Annotated in this window: 23 protein-coding genes and 1 tRNA gene; 16 read left to right on the top strand and 8 right to left on the bottom strand. The window is 60.7% G+C overall.

Annotated features, from left to right (window positions below; translation table 11 throughout):
• Positions 1–168: 168 nt before the first annotated feature.
• The 3 genes from D5125_02970 to D5125_02960 form a co-directional block, all read right to left on the bottom strand.
• A complete protein-coding gene (locus D5125_02970) occupies positions 169–3,987 on the bottom strand; it encodes a choice-of-anchor I family protein (protein ID QFY88524.1) in 3,819 nt (1,272 codons plus the stop codon).
• Positions 3,988–4,486: 499 nt separating this feature from the next.
• Positions 4,487–5,704, bottom strand: coding sequence for a HAMP domain-containing protein (locus tag D5125_02965; protein QFY91038.1), 1,218 nt, complete (start codon positions 5,702–5,704; stop codon positions 4,487–4,489).
• A gap of 92 nt (positions 5,705–5,796) precedes the next feature.
• The gene (locus D5125_02960) at positions 5,797–6,534 is read right to left on the bottom strand and encodes a response regulator (GenBank protein QFY88523.1); all 738 of its coding nucleotides are present in this window, start codon (positions 6,532–6,534) and stop codon (positions 5,797–5,799) included.
• A gap of 147 nt (positions 6,535–6,681) precedes the next feature.
• On the opposite strand from D5125_02960, the gene D5125_02955 reads away from it, so the two are divergent.
• The 7 genes from D5125_02955 (at position 6,682) to D5125_02925 (ending at position 11,283) form a co-directional block, all read left to right on the top strand.
• The gene (locus tag D5125_02955) at positions 6,682–7,041 is read left to right on the top strand and encodes a hypothetical protein (GenBank protein ID QFY88522.1); all 360 of its coding nucleotides are present in this window, start codon (positions 6,682–6,684) and stop codon (positions 7,039–7,041) included.
• A 36-nt stretch (positions 7,042–7,077) separates the two neighbouring features.
• On the top strand, positions 7,078–7,353 hold the full coding sequence (locus D5125_02950) for a hypothetical protein (protein QFY88521.1): 276 nt from the start codon (positions 7,078–7,080) through the stop codon (positions 7,351–7,353).
• Between the two features lie 199 nt (positions 7,354–7,552).
• A complete protein-coding gene (locus D5125_02945; protein ID QFY88520.1) occupies positions 7,553–8,140 on the top strand; it encodes a DUF2202 domain-containing protein in 588 nt (195 codons plus the stop codon).
• Positions 8,141–8,628: 488 nt separating this feature from the next.
• Positions 8,629–9,882 carry an HD-GYP domain-containing protein gene (locus tag D5125_02940; protein ID QFY88519.1) on the top strand — a complete coding sequence of 418 codons (1,254 nt, stop codon included), beginning with the start codon at positions 8,629–8,631 and terminating at the stop codon, positions 9,880–9,882.
• A 205-nt stretch (positions 9,883–10,087) separates the two neighbouring features.
• A complete protein-coding gene (locus D5125_02935; protein ID QFY88518.1) occupies positions 10,088–10,351 on the top strand; it encodes an AbrB/MazE/SpoVT family DNA-binding domain-containing protein in 264 nt (87 codons plus the stop codon).
• A complete protein-coding gene (locus D5125_02930) occupies positions 10,348–10,764 on the top strand; it encodes a type II toxin-antitoxin system VapC family toxin (protein ID QFY88517.2) in 417 nt (138 codons plus the stop codon). Before D5125_02935 ends, D5125_02930 begins: the two co-directional genes overlap by 4 nt.
• A 150-nt stretch (positions 10,765–10,914) precedes the next feature.
• Positions 10,915–11,283, top strand: coding sequence for an IS1595 family transposase (locus D5125_02925; protein ID QFY88516.1), 369 nt, complete (start codon positions 10,915–10,917; stop codon positions 11,281–11,283).
• Positions 11,284–11,337: 54 nt separating this feature from the next.
• Here D5125_02925 and D5125_02920 read toward each other — a convergent pair whose 3' ends face one another.
• Positions 11,338–12,912 carry a hypothetical protein gene (locus D5125_02920; protein ID QFY88515.1) on the bottom strand — a complete coding sequence of 525 codons (1,575 nt, stop codon included), beginning with the start codon at positions 12,910–12,912 and terminating at the stop codon, positions 11,338–11,340.
• A 185-nt stretch (positions 12,913–13,097) separates the two neighbouring features.
• Here D5125_02920 and D5125_02915 point away from each other — a divergent pair, with 185 nt between their 5' ends.
• The gene (locus D5125_02915; protein QFY88514.1) at positions 13,098–14,000 is read left to right on the top strand and encodes a lytic murein transglycosylase; all 903 of its coding nucleotides are present in this window, start codon (positions 13,098–13,100) and stop codon (positions 13,998–14,000) included.
• A 138-nt stretch (positions 14,001–14,138) separates the two neighbouring features.
• Here D5125_02915 and D5125_02910 read toward each other — a convergent pair whose 3' ends face one another.
• Positions 14,139–14,330: a TraR/DksA C4-type zinc finger protein gene (locus D5125_02910; protein ID QFY88513.1), complete on the bottom strand. Its 192-nt coding sequence runs from the start codon at positions 14,328–14,330 to the stop codon at positions 14,139–14,141.
• Between the two features lie 162 nt (positions 14,331–14,492).
• On the opposite strand from D5125_02910, the gene D5125_02905 reads away from it, so the two are divergent.
• Positions 14,493–14,568: transfer RNA gene (locus tag D5125_02905), tRNA-Phe, on the top strand.
• Positions 14,569–14,637: 69 nt separating this feature from the next.
• Here D5125_02905 and D5125_02900 read toward each other — a convergent pair.
• Positions 14,638–15,720 carry a site-specific integrase gene (locus D5125_02900; protein ID QFY88512.1) on the bottom strand — a complete coding sequence of 361 codons (1,083 nt, stop codon included), beginning with the start codon at positions 15,718–15,720 and terminating at the stop codon, positions 14,638–14,640.
• Positions 15,721–16,376: 656 nt separating this feature from the next.
• On the opposite strand from D5125_02900, the gene D5125_02890 reads away from it, so the two are divergent.
• The 6 genes from D5125_02890 (at position 16,377) to D5125_02865 (ending at position 20,442) form a co-directional block, all read left to right on the top strand.
• Positions 16,377–16,826, top strand: a complete 450-nt coding sequence (locus D5125_02890; GenBank protein QFY88511.1) for a hypothetical protein — start codon at positions 16,377–16,379, stop codon at positions 16,824–16,826.
• A 4-nt stretch (positions 16,827–16,830) separates the two neighbouring features.
• Complete coding sequence (locus D5125_17300; protein ID QPB72197.1) at positions 16,831–16,992, top strand: hypothetical protein; 162 nt, start codon at positions 16,831–16,833, stop codon at positions 16,990–16,992.
• Between the two features lie 31 nt (positions 16,993–17,023).
• Positions 17,024–17,560: a DUF2058 domain-containing protein gene (locus tag D5125_02885; GenBank protein QFY88510.1), complete on the top strand. Its 537-nt coding sequence runs from the start codon at positions 17,024–17,026 to the stop codon at positions 17,558–17,560.
• Positions 17,561–18,314: 754 nt separating this feature from the next.
• Positions 18,315–18,734, top strand: a complete 420-nt coding sequence (locus tag D5125_02875; protein QFY88508.1) for a hypothetical protein — start codon at positions 18,315–18,317, stop codon at positions 18,732–18,734.
• A complete protein-coding gene (locus D5125_02870) occupies positions 18,731–19,042 on the top strand; it encodes a hypothetical protein (protein ID QFY88507.1) in 312 nt (103 codons plus the stop codon). Before D5125_02875 ends, D5125_02870 begins: the two co-directional genes overlap by 4 nt.
• Before the next feature lie 293 nt (positions 19,043–19,335).
• Positions 19,336–20,442, top strand: coding sequence for a hypothetical protein (locus tag D5125_02865; protein ID QFY88506.1), 1,107 nt, complete (start codon positions 19,336–19,338; stop codon positions 20,440–20,442).
• Positions 20,443–20,899: 457 nt separating this feature from the next.
• Here D5125_02865 and D5125_02860 read toward each other — a convergent pair whose 3' ends face one another.
• Positions 20,900–21,424, bottom strand: a complete 525-nt coding sequence (locus D5125_02860) for a hypothetical protein (GenBank protein ID QFY88505.1) — start codon at positions 21,422–21,424, stop codon at positions 20,900–20,902.
• Positions 21,425–21,904: 480 nt separating this feature from the next.
• Here D5125_02860 and D5125_02855 point away from each other — a divergent pair, with 480 nt between their 5' ends.
• Positions 21,905–23,179: a hypothetical protein gene (locus D5125_02855; protein ID QFY88504.2), complete on the top strand. Its 1,275-nt coding sequence runs from the start codon at positions 21,905–21,907 to the stop codon at positions 23,177–23,179.
• Positions 23,180–23,307: 128 nt separating this feature from the next.
• Here the strand turns inward: D5125_02855 and D5125_02850 are convergent, their stop codons facing one another.
• Positions 23,308–24,243, bottom strand: coding sequence for a hypothetical protein (locus tag D5125_02850; protein ID QFY88503.1), 936 nt, complete (start codon positions 24,241–24,243; stop codon positions 23,308–23,310).
• Between the last annotated feature and the right edge of the window lies 1 nt (position 24,244).

Below are 24,244 nucleotides of genomic sequence, written 5' to 3'. Positions count from 1 at the left end.
TTCCCGCACGCCGCATGGCTCTGAGGCCAAAGACTGAAAAGAGGCGCAGAGGTTGCAGCGCCAACCCTGGATGCCGCTGCGCTTCATCCAAGCTACAGTTGGCCTGCTGAGGGTGTGGATTTTTACTCTGCGTGCTCTGCGTCCCTTTCTTTACCTGGGTGTCAGGTCTTACAGCAGGCTGAAGCTGCTCAGCTCAAACAGGTAGTTATCGCCGATCAGTTGCAGCTCAACGGCGTAGTGCTGGCCCAGTATCTCCACCTGCGGTATATCCAGGCGGCCATTGCTGAACACGGCGTTGGCCAGCAGGGGGTTGTTCTCCACCGCGCTCAGGCTGGTCAGGTCCAGCTGTAGCTGGATGGTCTGGCTGGAGTTGACCAGATTGAAGCGGGCCTGATAGCTGTCAGCCAGTGCCGAGTTCAGGCTCAGTTCCGGCAGGATCAGCTGGCCGCTGGCTGCGTCAAAGCGGGCCTGATTGCTGGGGGCGCTGATCTGATACAGGCTGATGCTGCCGCTGACCTCATTGGCCACCACCAGCAGCGGCTGTCCGCTGGGGCTGTCCAGGGCGTCGATGAAGGTCAGTCCCTCTGGCCCCAGATCACCGGCGGCGGCGGTTTCCACATCGGCGCTGAAGTCACGGTGGTTGCTGTAGCCCACCAGATAGGGGTTGGCCGGGTCGCTGATGTTGAAGGTCATCACGCCGGAGACCCGCTCCAGGCCGACAAAGGCAAACAGCTGATCACCGATCTGCCCCACCGCCAGGCCCTCCGGCTCGGGGCCCTTGTTGTCGCTGCGGCTGTCCAGTTCGTTGTCATCGTTGCTGGCGTTGAAGTACTCGGGCAAGTACTGCGCCACCGCCTGTTCGATCAGGGAACCGCTGTCCCAAACCAGCTGGCCATCGGCGCTGCGGATGGAGATGGAGCGGCCACCATAGGCCAGCAGCTGGTCGATATCGCCATCGCCATCGCTATCGGCACCGCCCTCGGTGCTCACCTGCAGGCGGCCGAGCTGGTCATCGGCCTGCAGGCTGGCGGCATCGGCAAAGCGGGTTGGATCCAGGGTCAGGTCCTTCACCCGCGCCTCTTCCGAGAAACCATCGTAGTCGCGGGAATCACCCTCGTTGGCAAACAGGTAATAATCCGTACCAGCGACGCTAAAGCCGACCACGGCATCGGGCTGATACATGCCAAACACCGGCGCGTTGGCGATGTCTATGCCCTGATCCTTATCCGAGCTGTCCAGCTCATTGCCGGGCAGGCTGTGGTCCTTCAGCCCCAGGGGGATGATATCCAGGATACGCGGCGTGCCGCTCAAATCGATGCGGGCGATGGCGTTGTTTTCCTGCAGGCCGACAATGGCCTCGCTGCCATCGGCGGACAGGGCGATGTACTCCGGCTCCAGGTCGCTGGCCACTGTGGCGTCACGGCCAAAGATGCGCACACCCTCTGCCTGCAGGGCGTCCTGCTGGTCGTTAAAGGCGCTGAAGTCCAGGGTGGTTACCTGCGCCTGGCTCAGGTTGTCAAAACCGACGGACATATCAATCACGCTGACCGAGCCCAGGGGGTCGATGCTGTAGTCGTCATTGGGCTCACCCTCGTTGGCCACCAGCAGCTGGCTGCCATCGGCACTGAAGGTCAGCATATCCGGCAGGGCACCGACACTGAGTTGCTTGATGTTGGCGCTATTCAGGCTGCCGTCGCTGCCGATGTCGGCCAGGCGGAACAGCACCACTGAGCCATTGTCGGTCTTCTCTTGCGCCTCTACGGCCACGGCGGCCAGGCCGTTGTGCACGGCAACACTGTTCACCCCGGCGCCGTAGCTGCTCAGATCGACGCTGCCGATCTTGATCTGCGCGGCACCGGCATCGGCCGCCAGCTGTTGCAGGGAGAGCAGGTCCACCTGGGCGGCCAGGGCATTCACCGTCAGCAGATAGCCGCTGTCGGCGTCATAGGCGGTGATCTCGGCGGCGGACTGATCAAACAGCCCGGTTTCGTAGCGGCCGAGCAGGCTCAGCTCCGGCGTGGCGGCATCCAGGCCATCGCTGCGGCTGGCCAGGGACTGGATACGGCTATCCTGCTGCATCGAGGTCTCGACCTGGTTGTAGGCGCTGGCCGCCGTGGCGTGGAAGATCTGCAGGTAATCGTAGAAGGCCTGTTGTTCGTAACCGGGGGTACTGAAGCCGGCATCGGCCTCGGGGTCATACAGCGGCACCAGATCGCCCTGCTGATTGGCGGCAAAGGGGTAGCCATCGCCATCGCCATCGGCGAGGAAGTTGAGGGTGACCAGGTTGATCGGGGACTCGGCGGGCAGGACAAAATCCCCCTCAGCAAACAGCAGTTGCTCGATCTGGCCCTGAGCGTCGGTGATGGCCAGGCTCTGGATCTTGCTGCCCTCGGCCTGGCTGGCATCGTAGCTAAACGACAGACCGCTGACCTGGGGGAAGCGGCCGCTGGTTTCACCGGCATTGGCAATGCCGTGCTCCAGCAGGTTTCTCAGCCCAGCCACCGTGGTGCTGTAGAGCACCAGGCCGTTGTTGAACGCCAGGCTGGTCTCTATGGCCAGCTGGGTTATCTCGGCATCAACCGGTGCCTCAGGCCCGCTCACGCCATAGGCCAGGCCGATCTCGGCGCGGATGCCACCGCCATTCTTCAGCGATACCAGCGGGGCATCGGCATGGTTCAGGGCCGTGGGATTGGCCTGCAGGAATTGCTCGGCGGCATATAGGTTGGCATCCGCCGTCAGGTTGCCCAGGTTGCTCTCCTGATTGCGCACCGTGCCGCGCTGACCATCCAGAAAGACGTTGCTATAACCGGCGACATTGGCCAGCTTTTCACCTATGACCTCGTCCACTGCATCGGTCAACAGCATCACCCGGCTGGCCATGCTGCCCTCGGCATAGGGGTCGGCGCTGCCGTAGAGGCTGCTGACCACGGCATCGGTGGTGGCATAGGCGCCGGACTGCGCCGGGTCGATGGAGGAGGGGATCACCCGGCCCTGCGCATCGAACTCCACCAGCAGGCGGCCCAGGTAGTGATACTGGCCATCGGTGTTGATCTGCAGCACCGGCGCGCCATCGGCGCCACTGAGCAGCAGCGGATAGGCCTCGCTGGCCTGGTGACCGGGCTTCAGGCTGTCCGTGCTATCGGCAAAGATGGCGTCGGAGCCGGCGCTGAGGATGATGTCCACCCCAGTCAGACGCCCGGCCAGGTCCTGCTCGTTGCTGTATTCCTGCAGGTGGCTCATAAGGATGATCTTGTTCACGCCCTGGGCGCTGAGTTCGTCCACCCGGACCTGAATCTGGCTGGCCAGCAGGGCCATGTCGTCATCACTGGCGCCGATGACGCTGACAGCACCGGGGCTGGAGATGGATTGCAGCCGTTGCGTGGTGGCGCCGATCAGGCCGATGGTCTCGCCACCCACCTGGACGGTGGCATAGGGTGCCAGCAGATCGCTGTTCAGGCCGAACTGGCTGAGGTCCTGCAGGGTCGCGGTATAGAGGTCACTGAGTTCGGCATGGGCGGAAAAGTCCAGGTTGCTGGACAGATAGGGGAACAGCGAGCCGACATTGCTCACCTCGGACAGGGCCAGCTGGCCGTCTGCACCGGCATCGGCGCTAAAGCCGATAATGGCCGCCAGGTCATTCGGGCCGGCGTCGAAGTCATGGTTGCCCAGGGCGGAGGCCTGGATGCCGAGCAGGTTGAGAATCGCCTGATCCAGGCTGCCGGGGTTGACCTCAAGCCCGGTCAGGGAACCGGTGGGCAGGCCAAAATGCGCCTCATAGGCCTGCTGCAGGGCGCTGTTCAGGTCGCTGGTCTGGGCGTTGTACCAGGGTGAGGGGATCCAGTTGTCACCTCCGGACAGCTTCAGGGTATTGGCCTGAGTGTCATCGAAGTAATCCATCAGGGCCGCGAGCCGTGGCGCATCCTCAATGGCATTGGTATTGCCTTCAAAATCAGCATGATGCAGTATCTGTAAGGTGAAGTTAGACACGCCTGGCTCTCCTCTTTGGGCCTGAATCGGGCCGCAGAGGCTAGCAAGCGATGATGACGGATTGGTGAATTCCTTGACTGATCCCTCGGGTCTTTAGCCGATGGGACACAGAGAAGAATAAAACAGCACAGCCCTTGCCCTCGGGGCGGCAGTTGGCTTCCCCCTTTGCAAAGGGGGTTGAGTCCCTCGCCCTTGCGGAGAAAATGCCGCTGGAGCCCCTGGATATTGGCTTTTTGCCCCTGTCCGGAGGAAGGTCACTGGGTAGGGGGGCGGAGGAGGTAGGACGAAGCCTGGAGCCCGAGTCGACGACTCCAGGGATGGAGGAGGTAGGACGAAGCCTGGAGCCCGAGTCGACGACTCCAGGGATGGAGGAGGTAGGACGAAGCCTGGAGCCCGAGTCGACGACTCCAGGGATGGAGGAGGTAGGACGAAGCCTGGAGCCCGAGTCGAGAGGACTTTCTTTTTCCGGGGTGGCCGTCTCGCCCCATGATCGTCAGGTTCAGAGTAACTCCAGCCAGACGGCCAGGCCGCCGCCGGGGCGGTTGTGCAGCGCGATGCGCCAGCCGTTGGCCAGGGCCAGTTGCTGGACTATGGCCAGGCCCAGGCCAGAGCCGCCGGTATCCGGGCTGCGCGAGGCCTCCACCCGGTGAAAGGGGCGAAACACTGCCTGCAGCTGGTCCTCGGGGATGCCGGGGCCCTGATCCAGCACGCCGATGCGCACCTGGCCCTGCGTCTGCTCCAGGACCAGTTGCACCGGCCCTTCGGCGGCATAGCGCAGGGCGTTGTCGATCAGATTGCTCAGCACCCGGCGCAGGGCCTGGGGCCTAAGATTGAGGCCAATATCCATCACCTGCTGCGGGCAGTCCAGTTGCAAGCGCTGCGGCGCGTATTGGGCGCTGATTTCCCGCAGCAGGGCGCAGAGCTCCAGCGTCTGCGCCTCCTCGCTGGCCAGGCCTCGGGCCAGGTCGAGCACATCGGCAATCAGCCGATCCATCGCCTCCACATCCTGCTCCATGCGCTCGATCAGCTGCGCCTGTGGCCGCTGCGCCAGCAGGGCCAGGGCCAGGCGCAGGCGCGCCAGCGGGGTGCGCAGATCGTGGGAGATGCCGGCCAGCAGGGTGGTGCGGGCGCTGAGCAGCTCCTGTACCTGGCGCGCCATCTGATTGAAGTGGCGCGCCAGGGTGGCCAGCTCGCGCGGTCCGGATTCTGCCAGCAGTTCCGGCGTTTCACCCTGGCCGACCCGATTCAGCGCCTGCTCCAGCCGTGCCAGGGGCCGGGTGATGCGCCGCGCCAGCAACAAGGCGATTAGCCCCGCCAGCAGCAGGCCGTTGACCAGGCTGAAGACCAGCATCTGCAGCGGATGGGTGCCGACACGGCTGGCGGGAAAGCCCACCACCAGGCTGGCCTCGCCGGAGGGCAGGGCGGTCCAGAACCAGGCCTCGCCCTGTTCCAGGCTCTGGATCAGCGGGCGCGGCGCGCCGGTCTTCTCCGCCAGGGCCTTGGTTAGGGCTTGGATATAGATGCCGTGCCAGCCGCTCTCATGGATCTCGGGCAGGCGTGAACGCAGGCGCAGCTGGTGGGTGGCGGCCAGTTCGATCTGAAAATCCAGCCGCGTCTCAGGTGGCAGCTCGCTGTAGGTCTGCGCCGCGAGCAGCATCAGCCCGGCCAGGTCCTCGCTGGCGCGCCGGGCCATGGGGGCCATGACCAGGGCGATCATGGCCGCCGCCGCAATCAGCTCAAACAGGATGAAGGCCAGCGCCAGCGACCAGGCATTCTGCCGCGCCAGGCTGGGTGCTCGCTGGCGGCGGCTCACAGGCTGTCGCCACGGGGGTTGAACAGATAGCCCTCGCCACGGATGGTGCGGATGTAGGTCGGTGTCGCCGGATCGGGTTCGATCTTGCGGCGCAGGCGGGTGACGCGGATATCGATGCTGCGGTCATAGGGATTGCGCTCGAAGCCCTTGAGGGCGTCGATAAGGGCATCCCGCGACAGCACCCGGTTAGGCCGCTCGACAAACAGGCGCAACAGGTCGAACTCGGCGCTGGTCAGGGCGATCTCCAGCCCATCCCGCAGCAGGCGATGGGCCTGGAGATCGAGCAGGAAGGGGCCAAAACCTGGCTGACTGGCGCTGTCGGTGGTCTCAGGGGATGCCGGACGAGAGCGGCGCAGCAGGGCGCGCAGGCGGGCGAGCAGTTCACGCGGGTTGAAGGGCTTGGCCAGGTAGTCATCGGCACCCACCTCCAGGCCGATGATGCGGTCGATCTCTTCACCACGGGCGGAGAGCATGAGGATCGGCAGCTCGGCCAGCTCCGCGCTGCCGCGTACCCAGCGGGCCAGGCTCAGGCCGTCCTCGCCGGGCAGCATCAGGTCCAGCACCAGAGCATCGGGCCGTTGCCGCAGGGCCTGCCGCATGGCATTGCCCTCGGCCACGGCAGTGACCTTGAAGCCGTTGCCGCTGAGATATTCCGCCAGCAGCTGACAGAGTCCGGGGTCGTCATCGACGACCAGGATATGCGGGGGGATATGCGGGCTATGATCAACATTCATCACCCCAGTTTACCCCTCTACCGGCCGCGCCGGAACGGCGGAAACATTCAGAAACACACAGAAACCCACTGTTGCGTCCGCGACATCAAGGGGATACGGTCAGGTCACAGAATGCACTCACCGACTCACTACACAGGTAACCCCAGGATGTCATCCCCCCGTCGGGTTCTGATCGGTCTGCTGGGCCTATCTTTGATAGGGCTGGCGGGATCAGGCCGGGCTGCAGAGCCTCTGAACCTGCATTTCGTTCCCGAGCTGGATTGGCCCCAGGTCAATAACCAGGCCGAATCGGCCAACCCTGGCAGGGGCGATGGCGGCAAGGGCACAGGTGGCGGCGTGCAACTGCCCCAACTAGACGCTGGCGCGGGCAGTAGCGGGCAGGGGCAGAGACGCGGTCGCATGCCCTATGGCAGTGGCTACGAGGCGCGGCAGCGAATGCGCTCAGGCCAGGGTTCGATGGGCCAGCGCGGCATGGGTGGCGGCCGGGGCCGTGGACGGGGGCGGTAATTAGCATTCAACCAACCCATTTTGGAGATAGATATCATGCACCAAACAAATCTGATGGCGGCACTGGTCCTGGGCACCAGTCTGGCCTTGCTGGGTACCGCCGAGGCCGCGGGCAAGGGTGGCGGTTACGGCGGTGGCAATGGCCAGGGCCAAGGGCAGATGAAACGCCAGGGCCAGGGTTCCGGCCAAGGCGCTGGTCAGGGCCAGCAAAGCCGCAGCCAGACCCGCGATCCCAGCCTGGGCGGCCAGGGGGCGCAGCGTAGCCGGGATCAGTCCGGCGGCTGGTCCAGCGCAGTGCCTTCCAGCTACTGAGTTGCAGATTGCCTGCAAACCTCAGCCAATCCGGGTAGGGCGGCCCGTGGTCCTGTAATGGTAGGGCAGGTCGCTTGGCAAAGCCGGGCCTTCACGCAGAGGGCACGGTGGCCACGGGCCGTCCTATGAGAAGTAATCAGATATCGGTATGAATCGGCGCCATCTGCGCCTCATCATCTAACTTAAAGAGAGCAATGACATGAAAAATCAATTTGGCAAATCCTTCGGCGGTTCAATGGCGAACAGTGCAGAGAATCAGATAGCAGAAAATCAGGACGTCAAGGCATTCGGCAATGCCTTTGGTGGGCCCGGTCGTGGTCAGGGGCAGGCGGCGCAGCCGCTCAGTCTGAGCCCGGCCGAGACCGACTCCCTGCTGTTCATGATTGAGGAAGAAAAACTGGCCGGCGACCTCTATCAGGTTTTCTACGAGCAGACCGGCCTGGCGATCTTTGGCCGCATCGCCCAAGCGGAAGACCGGCATTACGATGCCTTGATTCGTCAGGCCGAGCGCGCCGATCTGGACCTGACCGGCCTGAATGCCTTGGGCGAGGGCGAGTTCGTCAATGCCGACCTGCAACTGCTGTACAACCAGATGCTGGCCGAGGGCAGTGTCTCGACAGATGCCGCGCTGGCAGTAGGTCAGGCGATTGAACAGGCCGATATCGCTGACCTGCAAGGCTCCCTGGTGAATGGGCTGGAAAGCACGGCATTGATCGGCGTATTTGAGCGCCTGCTGGCGGGCTCGGAAAACCACTTGGCCGCCTTTGACGCCTGGCTGCTGGCCTGATTCGCCATCACTCGTTTCCAGGCTACTACTTGGGAACGGGACGATGCGATGGGACGCAGAGGACGCCGAAAGGAATGGGGCTGGAGTATTACCCATTTGTTCCAGCTCAAGCTGGTCATTTTGTATCACAGCAATAGGGTAGGCCCAATGGGATCGGGCTTGCCCGCGGTTCCAGCCGCTTGCTGATCGAGGTGGGACATGCGGGTAATGCTCCCGATAATTAACCTGTCGCGCAGCGACGCAAAATTCTGTCTTCCGTCCTCTGTCTTCAGGCAGCGGCATAGGGCGGGCCGCGCCCGCCGCCAAGCCACAGCAATGAAGCTGGCTCCTGGTGGCTGAGCGGCGGCCACGGGCCGCCCTATACGATTGGCTGAGATTTGTGGGTAATCAGGTTTTCTGTTGTGGTGTGGCCCCATGATACTTGGCCCGATTGTGTGACCCATCAGGCGCTATAATTCAGTGTCTGTTCCCTGTACTGGCGCGCATCCATGATCAACATCCGCAAAACCCTGGTGATTCGTCTGTTCTGGACCTGGCTGGGGCTGTCCAGCCTCACCGCAGGGCTGGTCTATTACTTCGAGACCGAGCGGGTGGACGAGAAGGTGCTGGCCCTGGCGGTGGCGGCGGAACAGCAGTTGTCGGTGGAGCAATTGCGCGGTTACAACCAGGGTGAGGTATCGGCGGCGCAGATCAAGGCCATCGCCGAAGAGTTGGGGCGCGGGCGCTTTGCCGTGGTGGAGATTTACGATCGCCACAAGCAGAAGATCGTCGAGCTGGTGGGGCAGGGACGTGAGGAACTGGAGCACGCCCTGTCCGCCCAGGCCCATGCCTTCCCCCTGGGTGAGGAAATCCGCTACGAGAAACACTGGGTGCTGGATGAGTTCGTTCTCATGGTGCTACTGCCCCTGCGGGATCAGGTCGGCGAGCTGCAGGGCTATTTCGAGGGAGTGTTTGTTGCCGATGCCGAGACCGTGGCGCAAATCCAGCAGGATGTGCTCTCCTCGGTGCTCATCGCCATGGGGGTGATCCTGGTTACCACTCTGGTGCTCTATCCGGTGATCCTGTCGCTCAATCGCGAGCTGATCGAGAACTCGCGCAAGATTCTGCGCGCCAACCTGGAGCTGCTGGAGGTGCTGGGCAGCGCCATCGCCAAGCGAGATTCGGATACCAACATCCACAACTACCGGGTCACCCTCTATGCCATCGCCTTGGGCGAGGCGGTGGCCATGTCCGGCGAGGAACTGCGCCGGCTGATCGTCGGCGCCTTTCTCCACGACGTGGGCAAGATCGGCATCAGCGATAACATCCTGCTCAAGCCCGGCCGCCTCACCGAGGACGAATTTCGCGTGATGCAGCAGCATGTCAACCTGGGTCTGGATATCATCAACCGCTCCTCCTGGCTCGCGGCGGCTGAGGACGTGGTGCTCTGCCACCATGAGAAATTCAACGGCAGCGGTTATCCCCGCGGCCTCAAGGGCGAGGAGATTCCGCTTACCGCACGGGTATTCGCCATTGTCGATGTGTTCGACGCCCTGACCTCACGCCGACCCTACAAGGAGCCTTTCCCCTTCGAGCAGGCAATGCAGATCATTCAGGAGGATGCCGGCAGCCACTTCGACCCCGAGTTGGTAGCACGCTTTGCCGCCATCGCCCGTGAGATTCACCGGATTCTCTCCGAGGCGGACGAGGAGGCGATCATGGCTATGCTCAGCGACAAGTCGCAACACTATTTCCGCCTCTGAGGGCCCTGCGCGGCACCACCCCGGATCCCGGCTTGCGCCTGCATCCGGGCTACAGGGCTTTTTAAGCCGGCTGTTGACCGCTGAAGGCCGGCGGGCGGTGCGCACTTGCAGCTTGAATCCGGCGTCTGTTAAGTGTTGAACCGTGTTGAACGGGTGGCTGCCAGCCCCTATACTGATGACGAATGTCTTTGAATGGAGATGCGCGATGACGATGATGACGCTTTCGGCGAAGCGACAAGTTGTTTTGCCGGCTGAGATCTGTAGGCAGGTAGCCCTCGCGCCGGGCTCGCGCGTGTTGGTTGAATTGTCACCTGATGGTTGCGGGATCATGATTCAGCCTGTGGCCAACACGATTAAAAAGCCGGCTTCGGTATTGTGGGGTCGGGTAAAACACACCGGCAAACCGGTTTCCATCGAGGAAATGCAGGGTTTAGCTATAGCACAGGCCATGGCGAAGACGGGCGATTGATGATTGCGCTGGACACCAACATCTTGGCACGCGCTATTGTCGATGAGGAGGATGCGGACGATGCCACCCAGGCGCAGCAGCAACGTGCGCAAGCCCTGTTGTCTTCAGGGCAAGCGCTGTTCATCCCGGTAACGGTGGTTGAGGAACTGGAGTGGGTGCTACGTGGAGTTTACGAGATGCCATGTGATGAGGTGGCCGCTGTGTTCGATGACCTGCTGGCCGTCGAAAGCCTGGTAGTGGACCGTGCTGCCGCGGTTGAGCAGGCAGTGGCATGGTATCGGAGCGGTCTTGATTTTTCGGATGCTTTGCATTTGGCGCAGTCTGGTTTGTGCGCCGGGCTGGCAACTTTTGATGCGCACTTTGCCAAGGGGGCGCAGCGACTGGGCTTGCAACCCCCTGTAACTATGGCTTAACGGTGTTGGTATTCAACAACTACTGGCAGGCGTAAAAGGACACCCGGTGCGCCGGGACAAGCTGGCGAGAGATTGGGGGTGCAAGTCCTCTGCGAGGTGTAGCGAACCGCCGGGACTCGACAGGTAGTCAAGGGATTCCGCTCTGCCGAGATCCTGAAGTGGTCTCGCAACCAGTTGGCACCCGGCAGCACCGTCTACAGCGATGGTCTGGCCTGCTTTCGCGCCGTCACGGCCGCGGATTGTCAGCACATCCCGATTGTCACCGGCGGCGGTCCCGATAGCGTAAAGCATGAGGAATTCACCTGGGTCAACACGATGATCGGCAACGTCAAGAATGCCGTCACGGGTGTTTACCATGCCATGCAGCATAAGCACCTGCCACGCTATCTGGCTGAATACTGCTACCGCTTCAACCGACGCTTTGCTCTGGAGACGCTCCTGCCCCGGCTGGGCTGGGCCGCTGCACGAACGCCACCGATGCCGTACCAGCTCCTGAAGATGGCTGAGGTTTATGGGTAATCAGGTTGGTTTTTGTCTGTGTGCTCTGTGGCTAAATGCCCTTTTTAAAATAGCTCAAGCCGTTCCATCCATTAGCGTCTTGTTCCAGGCGGCGCGATCCCCGGCATGGTTGGCTATGGCCTGTTCTATCTGCGTCAGCCTTCCCTCGCGCGCGGCCACTTGCTTGATCCTGGTATATCCTGGTGCCTGCTCGCCGAAATTGGCCTTGCAGTTGGCAATGAAGCGGTCGATCTCTTGCCGTGCCTGGGCTAGCCCCTGCCTGCCTTGCCACCAGGCCTGGGGTTCGGCCTGCAGTTGGCTGAGCCGTTGCAGGCGGCGTAGGCTGTTTTGCTGCATCCCTTGATAGCGCTGGAGCAATGCAGCGGTCGTTTGATCCAGGCAGGGGCGAATCGGCACCGGGCCCGGCCCCTGTCCCAAGAACCCCTGCTGCAGCAATTTCTCCATGGCAAACAGCAGGACATCGCCGTAGAACTGACGCTCGAATTCACCGCTGAGGTCCACCGCGCTATGCTGGCGGGCCACGCCGGGGCGAAACTCCGAGCGGCCCAGCCCCTCCAGGGTGCGCCGATGCAGCAGCGGCAGATTGACCGAAACAAAGCCCGGCCCCAGTTCGGCGCGGATCAACCGCCCCAGCAGCGGGCCTGCCATGCGCAGCCTGAGCGGGGCGAAGGGGATGAAAAACCTCAGCGCCTGGCCACGCAACAGGTAATTACCGGTATAGACGGTACGCGCGGCGGTCAGGCTGTCGGCCACTGACTGGGGTCGGTAATAGCTCCTGCGAGTGGGGTGTTCGCCATCAAAAAAGCGGTTGAGGCGCTGGGTGAACTGGCGCAGGCAGTCGGCATGGCTGTGTGCGCCGGACAGGGGGCATGGATAACGAAAGGGCTCCTGTGGGCGGCTAAAGCCAAACAGTTCGGCCATGTCGTGGTAGGCGGCATCGTCCGTATCGGCCCCTGGCTGGCCATGGAAGCTGCACGGGGCATCCGCCGCCAACTGGCCCATCTGGCCCAGGAAGGCACCGGCATCTGCAATGAAATTGGCCGCCATCACCGCCGGGGAGACCGGGGGGTCACCCACTACCTTGCCGGTGACCACCTGAATCGACGGCTCCTGGAACAACTGCGCCAGGGCGTTGAAATAATCCAGAAACTGCTCCTGCTCCTGCCCCTGGCCGTTCTGGGCCGGGCCGATGACGCGAAACTCCTGGTCGCTGTCGATGAACCAGATCAGCAGATCGGGCTGCTGGCGCACGCGCCGGGCCAGGTGCAGGTAACAGAGATTGCGCATGATCGAGGCCCCCTTGTGGCCCAGCCGATCCGGCCGCAGGTCGCCAAGGATGCCCTGCAGGCCGCTCCGCTCCAGGCCCTGCAGCAACTGGTACTGCTGCGTCTGGCCGAAATACTCTATCCTCAGTCCCTGGGCATTGAAGCGCGCCGCCAGTTCGGCATGGGCGGCGAGGCTGGCGCTATGCAGGGAGTCATCGGCAATCAGCACCGAGATGCGGTCATTATCGGCATAGGGATAGTGGCGCAACTGCTGCTGCAGGCTGGCAAGGCAGCTGTGCAGATGACCTGGCCGGTCTGCAACCGGGATGACGACGACAAAGGGGGGAGGCTGTGGCTTATTCATGCTGGATTCGGCTGGGTTCGATCTCATGCAACCGCTCGGGTGATGGGGAGGGGCGGGCGCTTGGGATTATAAACCAGGCACCCGCCTTCGGACCTGGTCCGGATCTGACCGGGAATCGATGGGAATTTGCGGGTAGAATTTGCCATGCAGCTTCTCCCTGATCACGATCTCACTGGATATTTACAATGGAAAACAAATACCTGGCAATTGCCGCCCTGATCCTCAGCCTATTCATCCCGGTCGCCCCCAGCCTGGCGGCCGATTGCGGCAATGGCCCTGGCGGATTTTCCGCCTGGCTCAAGCGCTTCAAGCAATCGGCCCAGGCCGAGGGGATCAGCCAGAAAACCCTGAATTCTGCCCTAGGGGGCGTAAGCTACAGCGCCCTGGTGATCCAGCGGGATCGCAACCAGCATTCCATGAAGCTGTCGTTTGAGGCCTTCTACAAGCGCCGGGTCTCCAACGCCATGATAAAGCAGGGTAGAAACTGGATTGCCTCCAACAAATCCCTGGCCGAGCGCATTGAGAAACGCTTTGGCGTACCGATCGAAGTCCCTGTCTCCATCTGGGGCATGGAGACCCATTACGGCTCCTTCAAGGGCGAGATGCTGCCGATCTTCACCTCGCTGGCCACCCTCGCCTATGACTGCCGCCGTTCGGACTTCTTTCGCCGCAATCTGCTCAGCGCCCTGCGCATCGTCCAGCGCGGCGACATGAGGCCCAGCCAGATGCGCGGGGCCTGGGCCGGCGAGATCGGCCAAACCCAGTTCATGGCCGAGGCCTATTACAAGTACGCCGTCGATTTCGACGGTAATGGCCGCCGCGACCTGATCAACAGCCCGGCCGACGTGCTCGCCTCTACTGCCAATTACCTCAAGGGATACGGCTGGAAGCGCGGCGGCAGCTGGCAACCGGGCAGCCACAACTACGGGGTACTCAAGGAATGGAACAAGGCCGGGGTTTACGTCAAGGCCATCGCCAAGATGGCGCAAACCATGGCCAGCGGCAAACCCCTGGGCGGCGGGAAATCAACCAGCGGCCAGGGGCGCAACAGCGGATCAGGCAATAGCTCCGGTTATCAGTTCCACTGAAAAAAGGAAGAGGGGCTGAGCAGATACAGCCCCAGTTTCCAGCCATCATCCCCAGAGCTTAGCCCTGGCCCATGCCCAGCCAGCCCGTCAAGCCGAAAGTCGCCCCCTCCTCGCCCCGCCGCTGCCGGAGATTATCTCTCAGCGCCTGTGCTTGTAACTTCGCTTTTCCGCGCAGCCTATGCACAGGGCAATGGCCGGGTCCAGCCCCAGGCGGCGCGGGTCTATGGGTTCCTCGCAGTCCAGGCAGTCGCCATAGCTGCCGTCCTCGCAGCGGCGCAGGGCGGCGCGGGCGGCGAGCAATTTGGCTCTGAAGTGGCCGATGTCCTGCATCAGCGCAACAGCAGCACCGGCACCTGGGCGTCGCGAATGACGTTGGTGGTGGTGCTGCACATTTTAGAATTGGAGGAAGGGGATACTACCGCTTTGGGCCAACAGGCCGTGCCCCAGGCTTGACTCCCAGGCTTATCAGGGATAAAGTTCCCGCTTGTTTTCGCCTAGGTAGCTCAGTCGGTAGAGCAGTGGATTGAAAATCCTCGTGTCGGTGGTTCGATTCCGCCCCTGGGCACCATATAAATCAACAGGTTACGAAGATTTTTCTGGCTTCCAGAAAACCCCTTGCGGGAATTTTGCGGGACCTCTAGGCAGCATACCTGCGCCGTAACACCACCAACTGAGGTTGGTTTCCTTCTCGATCACAGACCGAATTCGCGGCATCTAACAGTTTCGTCAGCTCGGCTGCCGAGTAATGGGTCGTGATCCTGCCGGATCTATGTCCCAGCAAATCCTGCCGATCCTCGAAACTCACCCCAGCTGCCCGAAGACGACGACCAAAGGTATGTTTCAGATCGTGGACCCGCACCTGCGGGAGCCCTGCTTTCTGCCGGGCCCTCAACCAGGCCGAGTTCAGCATCCGAAACACCGGCTTTCCCCGGTAGGTGAATACGTGCGTGGGATGACTCCCGCGCAGTGACTCCACCACCGACAGCGCGATGCGGTTCAGCACCACCAGCCGGTCATCACCGTTCTTCACCTGCGTCCCCGGAATCAAGAACACTCGGGTGCCCAGCTCCGGAACCGCTACCTCCCAGTCCCAGCGCAGGTTGCAGATCTCCTGATCACGACAGCCGGTATTCACGGCGAACAGCGCCATCTTCTCCAGATGCCCCGGCAGTTCCTTGAATAGCCGGGTCTGCTCCTCCCAGGTCAGCGGGTAGGGTGGACGCCTATCGGTTTCCGGCAGCAGCTTGATCTTGGGTGCCGCCAACAACCAGGTCATCCCGTACTCGTCGACCCACTCCGAAGCCGCCAGATTCAGGATACGCCGCACCACCTTCAAGCCGTGGTTGATCGTGGCCGCCGCAGCGCCCTCCTGGCGTCGCTGCATCACCCAGGGTTCCAGACTGCCCCGATGGAGCTGATCCAGGGCCATATGGCCAATCCAGGGCATCAGCAGCTTCAGACGACTGATGTCACTGATCAGGCTACGCTTGTGCTGGTTCTCCAGCACGAACTTCGCCGCCGCCTGCTCGAAGGTCCGTTTCGGCCGTACCCCATACACCGAAGCCTGGCGATCCTCCTCGGTCAATCGGGCGAGGAAACGTTCGGCTTCTTCCAGTTGATCCGTTCCAGTGCTCTGGCAAACTCGCCGCCCACCGATGTGTTTGTCGATGTGCCAGATTCCTTGCCTCTTGACGAGGCCGGGTGTTTTCTTGCGTCCCATAATGGTTCTCCTTTCGGTTGACCGGGACGCCCGTTGCGGGCCTTATACTCCTCGGCCACCTGGTCCAAGTCAAGTCGATCAAATGCAATAGCCTGTTTTCCCAGGCGAATCTCAACGATGAACGGGCGCACCTCTCGATTGAAGCGGTTGCGGTCCATGCCGAGATAAGCCGGCGCATCCCGCAGTCGAATAAACCGTGGCACTAATTGCAGGCGCGCAGGATGCTCGGGCCGGGGCGATCCAGTGGGATCGGCCCCAGCCTCAGGGTTTTCGGGTTTCATGGGTTGACCTCCATCTGCACGACCGGCGACTCATCAAAATCAGTCCGGCGCACATTGTTATTGTTATTAATGTGGGGAGATTGTTATAATCTCATACTAATGTATAGCAGAGCTATCTGTATCTCGCCACACTTTATTATATTTTTTATATTATCCTAACAAAGGATGACTATATATAATCCTCGGGCTATGTGAATCTTGTTGCGTTGCTTCTATGATGAGTAAGCGGCTAAAGTTCGCGATTGGCACGCCAATGGTGATCCGTGTCGTGATCATTGAAGCAGGTCACTAACAATGGATTGCGCTAACACCGCCAGACCCTTATCATCGCGTTTCTATTCATACGACTTATCTGTTAGTTTTTGGGAGACATTAATGGGCGATACGCTACAAAACCTCAGCGCCGACGAATTGTTTGAACTGGCCGAGAAGCGCCGACAGGAAGAAGCTGAAGCCGAGCGCGAGGCGAAACGGGAACAGGTCCAGTCCCTCAAGAACCATCTCAAACAGATGGACAAGGACCACCGCGCTCGCGTCCGTGCACTGGAGCGGGAGCACCAAAAAGCGCGTGCCGCCGTCGAGGCCGAGCTGAGCGCACTGACCGGATCGACCCGTTCCCGATCCGCCAAGGGAATGCGGCGTGATGGCATCTCCGCCGTTATCCTCGGGATCCTGCAGGCCCAGGGCGAACTGTCGACCAAGGCCATCAAGGCGCATCTCGACGAGCAGGGCATCACCCCCAAGAACCTGGCCCAGACCCTGGCCTATCTCAAAAGCCGTGGCCAGATTGTCAGCCTGGGTCACGCCACCTACCGGGCGGCCTGACCGCATGAAGATCGTCCTCACCCTCACCGATGCCCCCGATGGCACGGTTACCATCGAAGAAGAACGCCTGCCTGCGCATACCGAGACCCTTGGTACGGTGACGACAGCCTCGGTACTGGCCGATGAACTCCTCAGTCATGCGCAAGCCCTCGAAGAGGAAGAATAGGCGGATGCTATCCGGCACGGCGCACTAGACCATGGGTAATGCCTTTCAAGACCAATTCCTCAAGGCCGGCCTGGTTGATGAGAAGAAGGTCAAGCAAGCCCAGAAGGAACAGCATCGGGCCAAGAAACAGGGCAAGCACCAGCCGCCGGTCAACACCACCCGTGAAGCCAGCGCGCGCGCCAAGGCCGAGCAGGTAGCGCGGGACAAGGAGCTGAATCGCCAGCGACAGGAAGCCGCCCAACAGAAGGCGCTGGCCGCAGAAGTCCGCCAGATGATCCTGACCAGCCGGCTGGACCGCGAAGATGGCGACAGCCCCTACCACTTCACCGATGATAGCCGGGTCAAGCAGCTTTACGTCACCGAAGCCCAGCGCGGACAACTTGGTCGGGGACAGCTCGCGATCGCCACCCTGGATGGGCGCTACGAACTGATCCCCAAGGCCGTCGCCGAAAAGATTCGCCAGCGGGACCCCGCCCGCATCATCCTGCTTGTTGAGGCCGCAGCGCCAGCGGATCAGCCGGATGATCCCTACGCCGACTTCAAGGTACCGGACGACCTGATCTGGTAGCCGGCTACGCACGCCCGCTTATCAGCGGTCGATGTCGGCCGAAAACCCTTCCTCCATTGGTCCACTGGATTGACCCTGACCCATCATGAATAATGTACGCTATTCATAACGGTCCACTCGAGGTCCCCGTGCGGTACCCAGACATCCACCTCAGCCAGTACGTCCGGATCAGGGGCCAGAGCGACAGCCCGATGTACCGGGTCGTGGCCAAGCTCAAAGACCGGCGCAGCATCGAACTGGCACCCACCGAACCCGGAGCCCATCAAGAATGGGAAGCAAGGTACCTGGAACCGGTCCTGGTGCGTTGTGGCCACTGCGGTCACGAATCCGACGACCTCGCCATAACCCTCCCATCTCGCTGCGCGCACTGCAACCAACCCCTGCGCGTCTGCCGCAACTGCGACCGTTACCGGCACGGCGCTTGTACCTGCCCGAATGCCCATGCCACCCCAGACGATCAACCGACGCCCTGTGCGCACTTCATGCCGCGCCCTGTCTACCGGCAACTCCTCCTGAACCTCCCCGCCTGATCCCCCCAGTGCCCTAGCCTGGACCTGGCTCGTAACGTAACGATCATCGCCGTCTTGTTACGTAACCCCTTATGTAATCCATTACGTAACGACCCGCCGGACATAACATGCCGGAATTCCAGGAAAAAAATCTCCCCAGGGCCTTGCCGCAGGCACGCCCGCGCGGCAGCATCGGCCTCGCCTGATGGTCAGGCAACCTGTTTACCCGTCGAGGAGACCACCGCATGTCCCGTTCCTACTTGAGTGTCCCCAACTTGGGCTGCTTTATTCACGCCAAGGATTTTCACAAGGGCCGACTCCGCGTCAGGCCCGAGATCGTCAACTGCTCAATCTTTACGCGAATGCCCGATAGCGCCAAGGGCCAGTTCTTCATGCTCCTCAATCTGGCGGTCTGTTGCCACAATCGCATCCTCGACGATGACGACTGGCTGCGCGTGCGATTGGGTCTGGATCCCGATATCACAATCGACCGATGTAAAGAGATCGGCATGCTGGTACCCCATGACCCGGAATGCGATCTGCTTGAGCAACCGAAGCCAGAGGCACCGGATAGCGGACCGCCAGCGAACGCCTCCCATTGGAACGAGACGTTGCAGAAGATGGAAGCCAAGAAGGCCAAGCGGACTAAGAAGGGCAAGTCATGAAGCGCGATGAACTCGATGTCCCCATCGTCGGTCTCAAGCACTACCTCACGCCCATCCAGATTGCCCATGTCAGTGGTCGTGATCCCGCCGCCTTCCGCTTCGTCCCCGAACCCGACAATCCCTACGACCGGAGGGCACTGGCTGTCTATTGTGACGATCAACGCATCGGCTATGTCGGCCGCCCTTACAACCAAGCCCTCTGGGAAGAGCTACGCCGACTGATCATCCACGAGATTAGACCGCTGCTAGACAAGGACGGCGACCCCTTTCTGATGATGCGGGTCGAACGGGACGAGCGCATTCCCTAAGCTATCGAGAAGCCGTCATCGAGCAGCCAGGACCGCCATCGAAAAGTTGAAATCCTGGGTAATCAACCCGGATCGCTTGGCGTCCTTGGCTGCTCAGTGGATTGGGTAGCGCATTACGTAATCGAGATAATAATCGTGCAGAGATATTATGATATAAACCCAAAGAACTCCGTCTAGATTATTATTTTTTGGCAAAATCAAAATAGCCAGGCTATAGTGATAATCAGTTAACTAAAAATATAACGTAGAATATAACACATAATACAACGAATACTTATTACTGGAGGATCATCATGCCCCGCCCCGGAATCACCCTTGAAGACGTCAAAGCCGTTTATGTGCGTTTGCAGCAGCAAGGAACGCGCCCCACCGTCAGCCTGATCCGAGACCAACTCGGCCGCGGCAGTATCACCACCATCCATGGTTACCTGTCGACCCTGCGCGAGCAGGAGGGCGAGAGCCCCTTGGACGCTCTGCTACCGGCTGAATTGCACAAACCACTGCAGCAGTTTCTGCGTAAACATGCCGAGCAGATCCGTGTTGGCGCAGAAGCCGAACTGGCCGAGAGCCGCTCGGAGATGACTGCCTTGGTGAGCGAAAATCGGGCGATCCAAGCGGAACGGGATGGCGCACAGGAAGACCTCGCTGAAGCAAACAGGCAATTGGCTCTGGTGCAGGCTGAGCGGGACAGGTTGCACACTGCCAATGAGACCCTGACGCAACAGCTGGCCGAAGTCAGGCAGAGCGCCGAGGCGGATCGACTGGCGGCGGCCAAGGCAACGGCCAGGCTGGAAGCCCGTGATCAGGAGTTGAAGCGGGCTTTAGAGCGCATCCAGGAACTGGAATCGGAACTCGCCAACGAACGCGAAGCGCGCCATGCCGCCGACCAAGCTCGGGCCCTGGTCGAGACGGCGCAAGCGGTGGCCGATCAACGCCTCGCCGACCAACAGGTGCAGGTCAACCAACTTAAAGAGGACAATGGCCGACTGCGAGAGGAACAGGCCCATCTGCGGGACAGCCAACGCGATGAAGTCCAAAAGGTCCGCGCCGAGGTGGGCGAACAGATCGCCCTGTGCCGGCAGTTGCTGAAGGTGATGAATCAGCAGAAGAATGCCGTCAGCCCCGAAACGACAACAACCCCACCAGCCCGGGAAATCCTGTCACGAAAATCCTCGTCGGCCCCTTCCGGTGAAGCGGCTTCGGGATCGACGCACCCAGCCACATCGAAGGCAAGCAAGACTCCAACAGACACTCAGCCACCCACCTCCCAGTCACAGGGCAGAAAGGGATCGAGGTCCTCCAAGTCGAATCGCAAGCCACCCCCCCAAGGTGATACAAGCCAGTCTGTTCGACGGCCAGTAAGGCAAAGAACGGAGCCGGTGTATACGCCGGCCAAATAGCGCGACTATGTGCCGCGGAGAGGAGAGAGGGGCGCGTCGGGGCAGAAGGACTCCGCTACCGAGTGATGGGCTCTTCCAATGACGGGTGTAAACCCTCTTATTATTGAAACCAGGGCAGCCCGACTGCCCGATCCCAAACACCCGGATGGGTAAAGCGGTGGGCAGGCGGTGGTCAGCCTGTGGTCAAGCCCGCACCCATCCTGTCCCACAATCGGGCTTGTCCATCAGGCTGTCCACGGCACTGTCCATGGTTTTTCCCGTCCACGCATCCCCGGGCGTGGCATCACCAAGGAGTCAACATGACCTCGCCCGGGTAATGGAGGAGTAATGGAGTATTATTGGAGGAGTAATGGAGGGCAAACGCAGGCCATGGACGGCGCCACGGCCAGGGTTGCCGACGATTCCGCGCCGCCTTGACGAGAACACGTGTGCCCATGCCGATCCGTCGCGTCGTGGTTCATTGGACCGGTTCAGCCGGTGGAGTCGGCTCGGGGGCCTCGCCCGGTTCCTGGGGCGGATCACTTTTTTGCTCCGCACTGTTTGACGCGCCCTTACCGTCAGACACCGAGGGTTTACACGCCTTTTCCTGGATACCCAGAAAGCCCAGGGATCGGCGCAGGGGATGCCAGGCTCGCCACACGGGGCAGCCCAGTTTCTCTTTTTCCTCCCTGGAGCCTTCAGCCTCGATGCGAAGAGCAACTTCGACCATCATCATGCCCATTTGCCGGATCAGGTCGACCAAAGGGATGGCCTCGGTCCCGGCCGGCTCGACCACGGAGGGATAGCCCGTACCCTGGACTACCTGCTCCACCGCTGTCCGACAGGCCGCCAATTTGTCCTTCGGCACATAGAGGCGCAACTCCTGTTCGCCCCCTTTCTTGCGTTTTTCCCGGCGCGCCTTGGATTGCTCACGTTTGCGTTGTTGCTGTGCTTCATAATGCCTGAGGCGTGCCTCAAGCTCCGCTTTCGTGGGTCCGCTCATAGATAACTCCCGGATAATATTTAAAAAAACTTATCCTGGCATAAATATGGGCGATGGCCAAATTGACCCAAAAGTTGGTCAAAAGTCCTGGTATTTTGATCGAGAAAAGCCGATTCAACTGGCCCTCCGTGCATCGACGAGGGGCTGATTCCGATCCGAATAGGGAAGGCGAACCGGCGCTAGCGGCCAACGGCCGGGAGAAGGCCAGTCCAAACAGGGTAAGCGGCATCCCGTCGCGCGCCCTGCCTACCACACCTTGGCGCCGGTTCGGCCTCGCCACGGCAAGACCACGCCCGGGGTCGGCAATCCCTCGTCAGCGACTGCCGTTCCGTTACCGCTCTCCTGCGTTTCGTTTCCGAAAACACGCGTGCGCACGCGCAGCGCGTTTCGATTTCGACAGGCTGACCAAGGCCGCACATTAATCCTATCCACTGTCTAACACTTTGATTTGGTAGGATTAATGTGGCGGCGAGACCGCTTTTGAAATCGAAAAAACGAGAGGAAACGAAAAAAATGACGGTAACGAAAAATCTACCTGAGCACGATAAAGCGCTGATCCGGCGTGCCCAAGCACAGCTGAAACAGATCCAGCAGCGCGCCGGGTTCGGCGGAGCCTCCGCTGACAAAGATGCACTTCGACCCCGAGTCTGTTCACCGAAAACGATAGAACAGTACGAAAAGGCGGCCGAACGGGTGATACGCCAACGGATGCAACTGCAGGCAATCGCGGCCTTATCAAAAAACAGCTTCTACTTTTACCGGGCCGCGATCAATAGCCAGATGCCCCCGTTGCTTTATCAGCACCTGGTAGAACTGAAGCAACTCACCCCCGGCACACCCGACTGGGACCAGCATCTGGAAATCATCGAACACTGCTGTGACCTGCTGGAAGATTTCCCGGCCGATCCCGACCAGTCCCATCTGTACACACTCTCCGGTAAACCTACCTGGTCGGACCTGGCGCCACCGAAAAAGGATCGGCCTAAAAGCCAGACCAAGGCCCAGGTTCTGAGCTATCTGCCGGATGACTGGATGCACCGCATATGGAACAAACTGCCGATCCTGATCAACCGGGATGTGTACGCCGCCGAACACCTGCGCTATGCGATCGCCGTGCTGTCACTGACGGGCTGTCGCCCGGATGAGCTCGAAAAGGGGGTCAAAGTACAACGCACTCCGAAGGGCGACCTCCTGCTCACCATCAAGGGCAGCAAGGTCAGCCACAAGAGCGGACAGGAGGTACGCCAGCTCGTGGTGGCTATCGACACCCCCTGGGCGGAGGAACTCGGCAAGGCGGTTGATCGCTATGATGGAACGGTCTGGGGCTATGCGCCGGCGAAGTACCTCAACGACTGGGTACGCGAGTTGGGTCAAAGGTGCGGATTCGAACAACTGGACAAACTGCAGGATCGCCAGGCTCAGGCCCGAAAGCGCGCCAAGGCCAGGGGCAAGCCGGCGACCCGGAGTGCACTGCGGCAAATACCGGATACGGTCTCGCCCTATGTCTACCGGCATGCCATCAGTGCCGGGCTCAAGCAGGCCGGTTGGTCGAAAACAGAGATCGCCAAGGCGCTCGGGCATCGGGTCACACGGACGCAGCAGTACTATGGCAAGAAGCGACAGGCCAAGAAATCACCGATCAGCATCAAGGCGGTGAGGGCAACGCACGAAATCAAGGAGAATACGTCACCGCCGACTTTGCGGGTTGGGCCGGGGCAGAAGCAGGCTAATGGGAGGAGTGGAACAAGGCCGTGATGGTAGGGTGGTCGTTCGCAAGATGCGCCTCTATTGCATCGACGCCCACGAGCACAAGCAAAGAACCTGGGGTCAGCGAAGCCGCGAGCACCAGGGGGTGGTTCTAGCCTGTGGATGGATGGTATAACTCATGCCTTGCACTCCCGTTCAATCTCATCAATCATGCCCCTAAGCGTAACCCGATCCAGTATCAATGGAAAGCTTCTAGGTGGTAATCGATCAAGCGGGACCTGACAATCAAGCAGTCCCGAAGCCTCCTTCTTCTTTTTGAGCACCAGTTCTTCGCCATGATCCGGGCAGCGATAGTCTTCTGCCGCTTTGTGCTGATTTCTGTGTGTCGCCATTAAATCGTCCATGCGTTCAGTAACGATGTCACGCGGCCCAGGCAGTTGAATCAATTCACTGAGCTCTCGATTGCTGACTTGAGCCTCAGGGGCATCCGTTCTGGCAAATAGGCTGAGTTCGTGTTGGCTTAAGGGTACGGTTTTACGGCAGGCATGAGCGGTGTTGTAACCCGGTTGATACCATCCCGAGCAACCCCAAAAGAAGTTTCTGACGCTTACCGTATCGCGACCCCTCGGCCATTGGATCATCATATCTCTTCCGCAAGAAGGGCATTTTTTTCCGAATACGGAAATGCCGACTTGTCCTTGGAGAATATGGGAGTGGTCGTCATCAATGATCAGTTTTTCGAAGGCAGAGGGGTTTTCGTGTATCTCGCGAGAGGCCCGAAGTTCATCTGAGCCGTTTATCTCTTGGATGAGCTCATCTCTTTGATAGGCTAGGTCTTCAGCACGATGTTTCTCTGCTGGGGTGAGTCCACGTGCCCGTCTATCTTTGTCAAAGAGGTGCAGCAGTTCGTTATTGACTTCACGTAGTCGATTTCTTGCGCGCTCTTTGGTAAGTTCAGCGTCGGGCAATTCCATGAGGCGCTTCTGCTCCTGGTAGTCATGCCATGCCTTGGTTGCGGCAGAGTGGATCTCGGCCGCAGTTTTTACGGTTACATCAATAACGGCAGCTGCAGCGGTCACAGCTGCGCCTACAAGACGTGAAAGCCAACCCATT

The sequence above is a fragment of the gamma proteobacterium SS-5 genome (genome assembly GCA_009497875.2).
In the GTDB taxonomy this organism is placed as follows: domain Bacteria; phylum Pseudomonadota; class Gammaproteobacteria; order Chromatiales; family Chromatiaceae; genus Magnetovirga; species Magnetovirga frankeli.
Note: the sequence above shows the minus strand (reverse complement) of the source record. Positions and strands in the feature narration are given on the sequence as shown.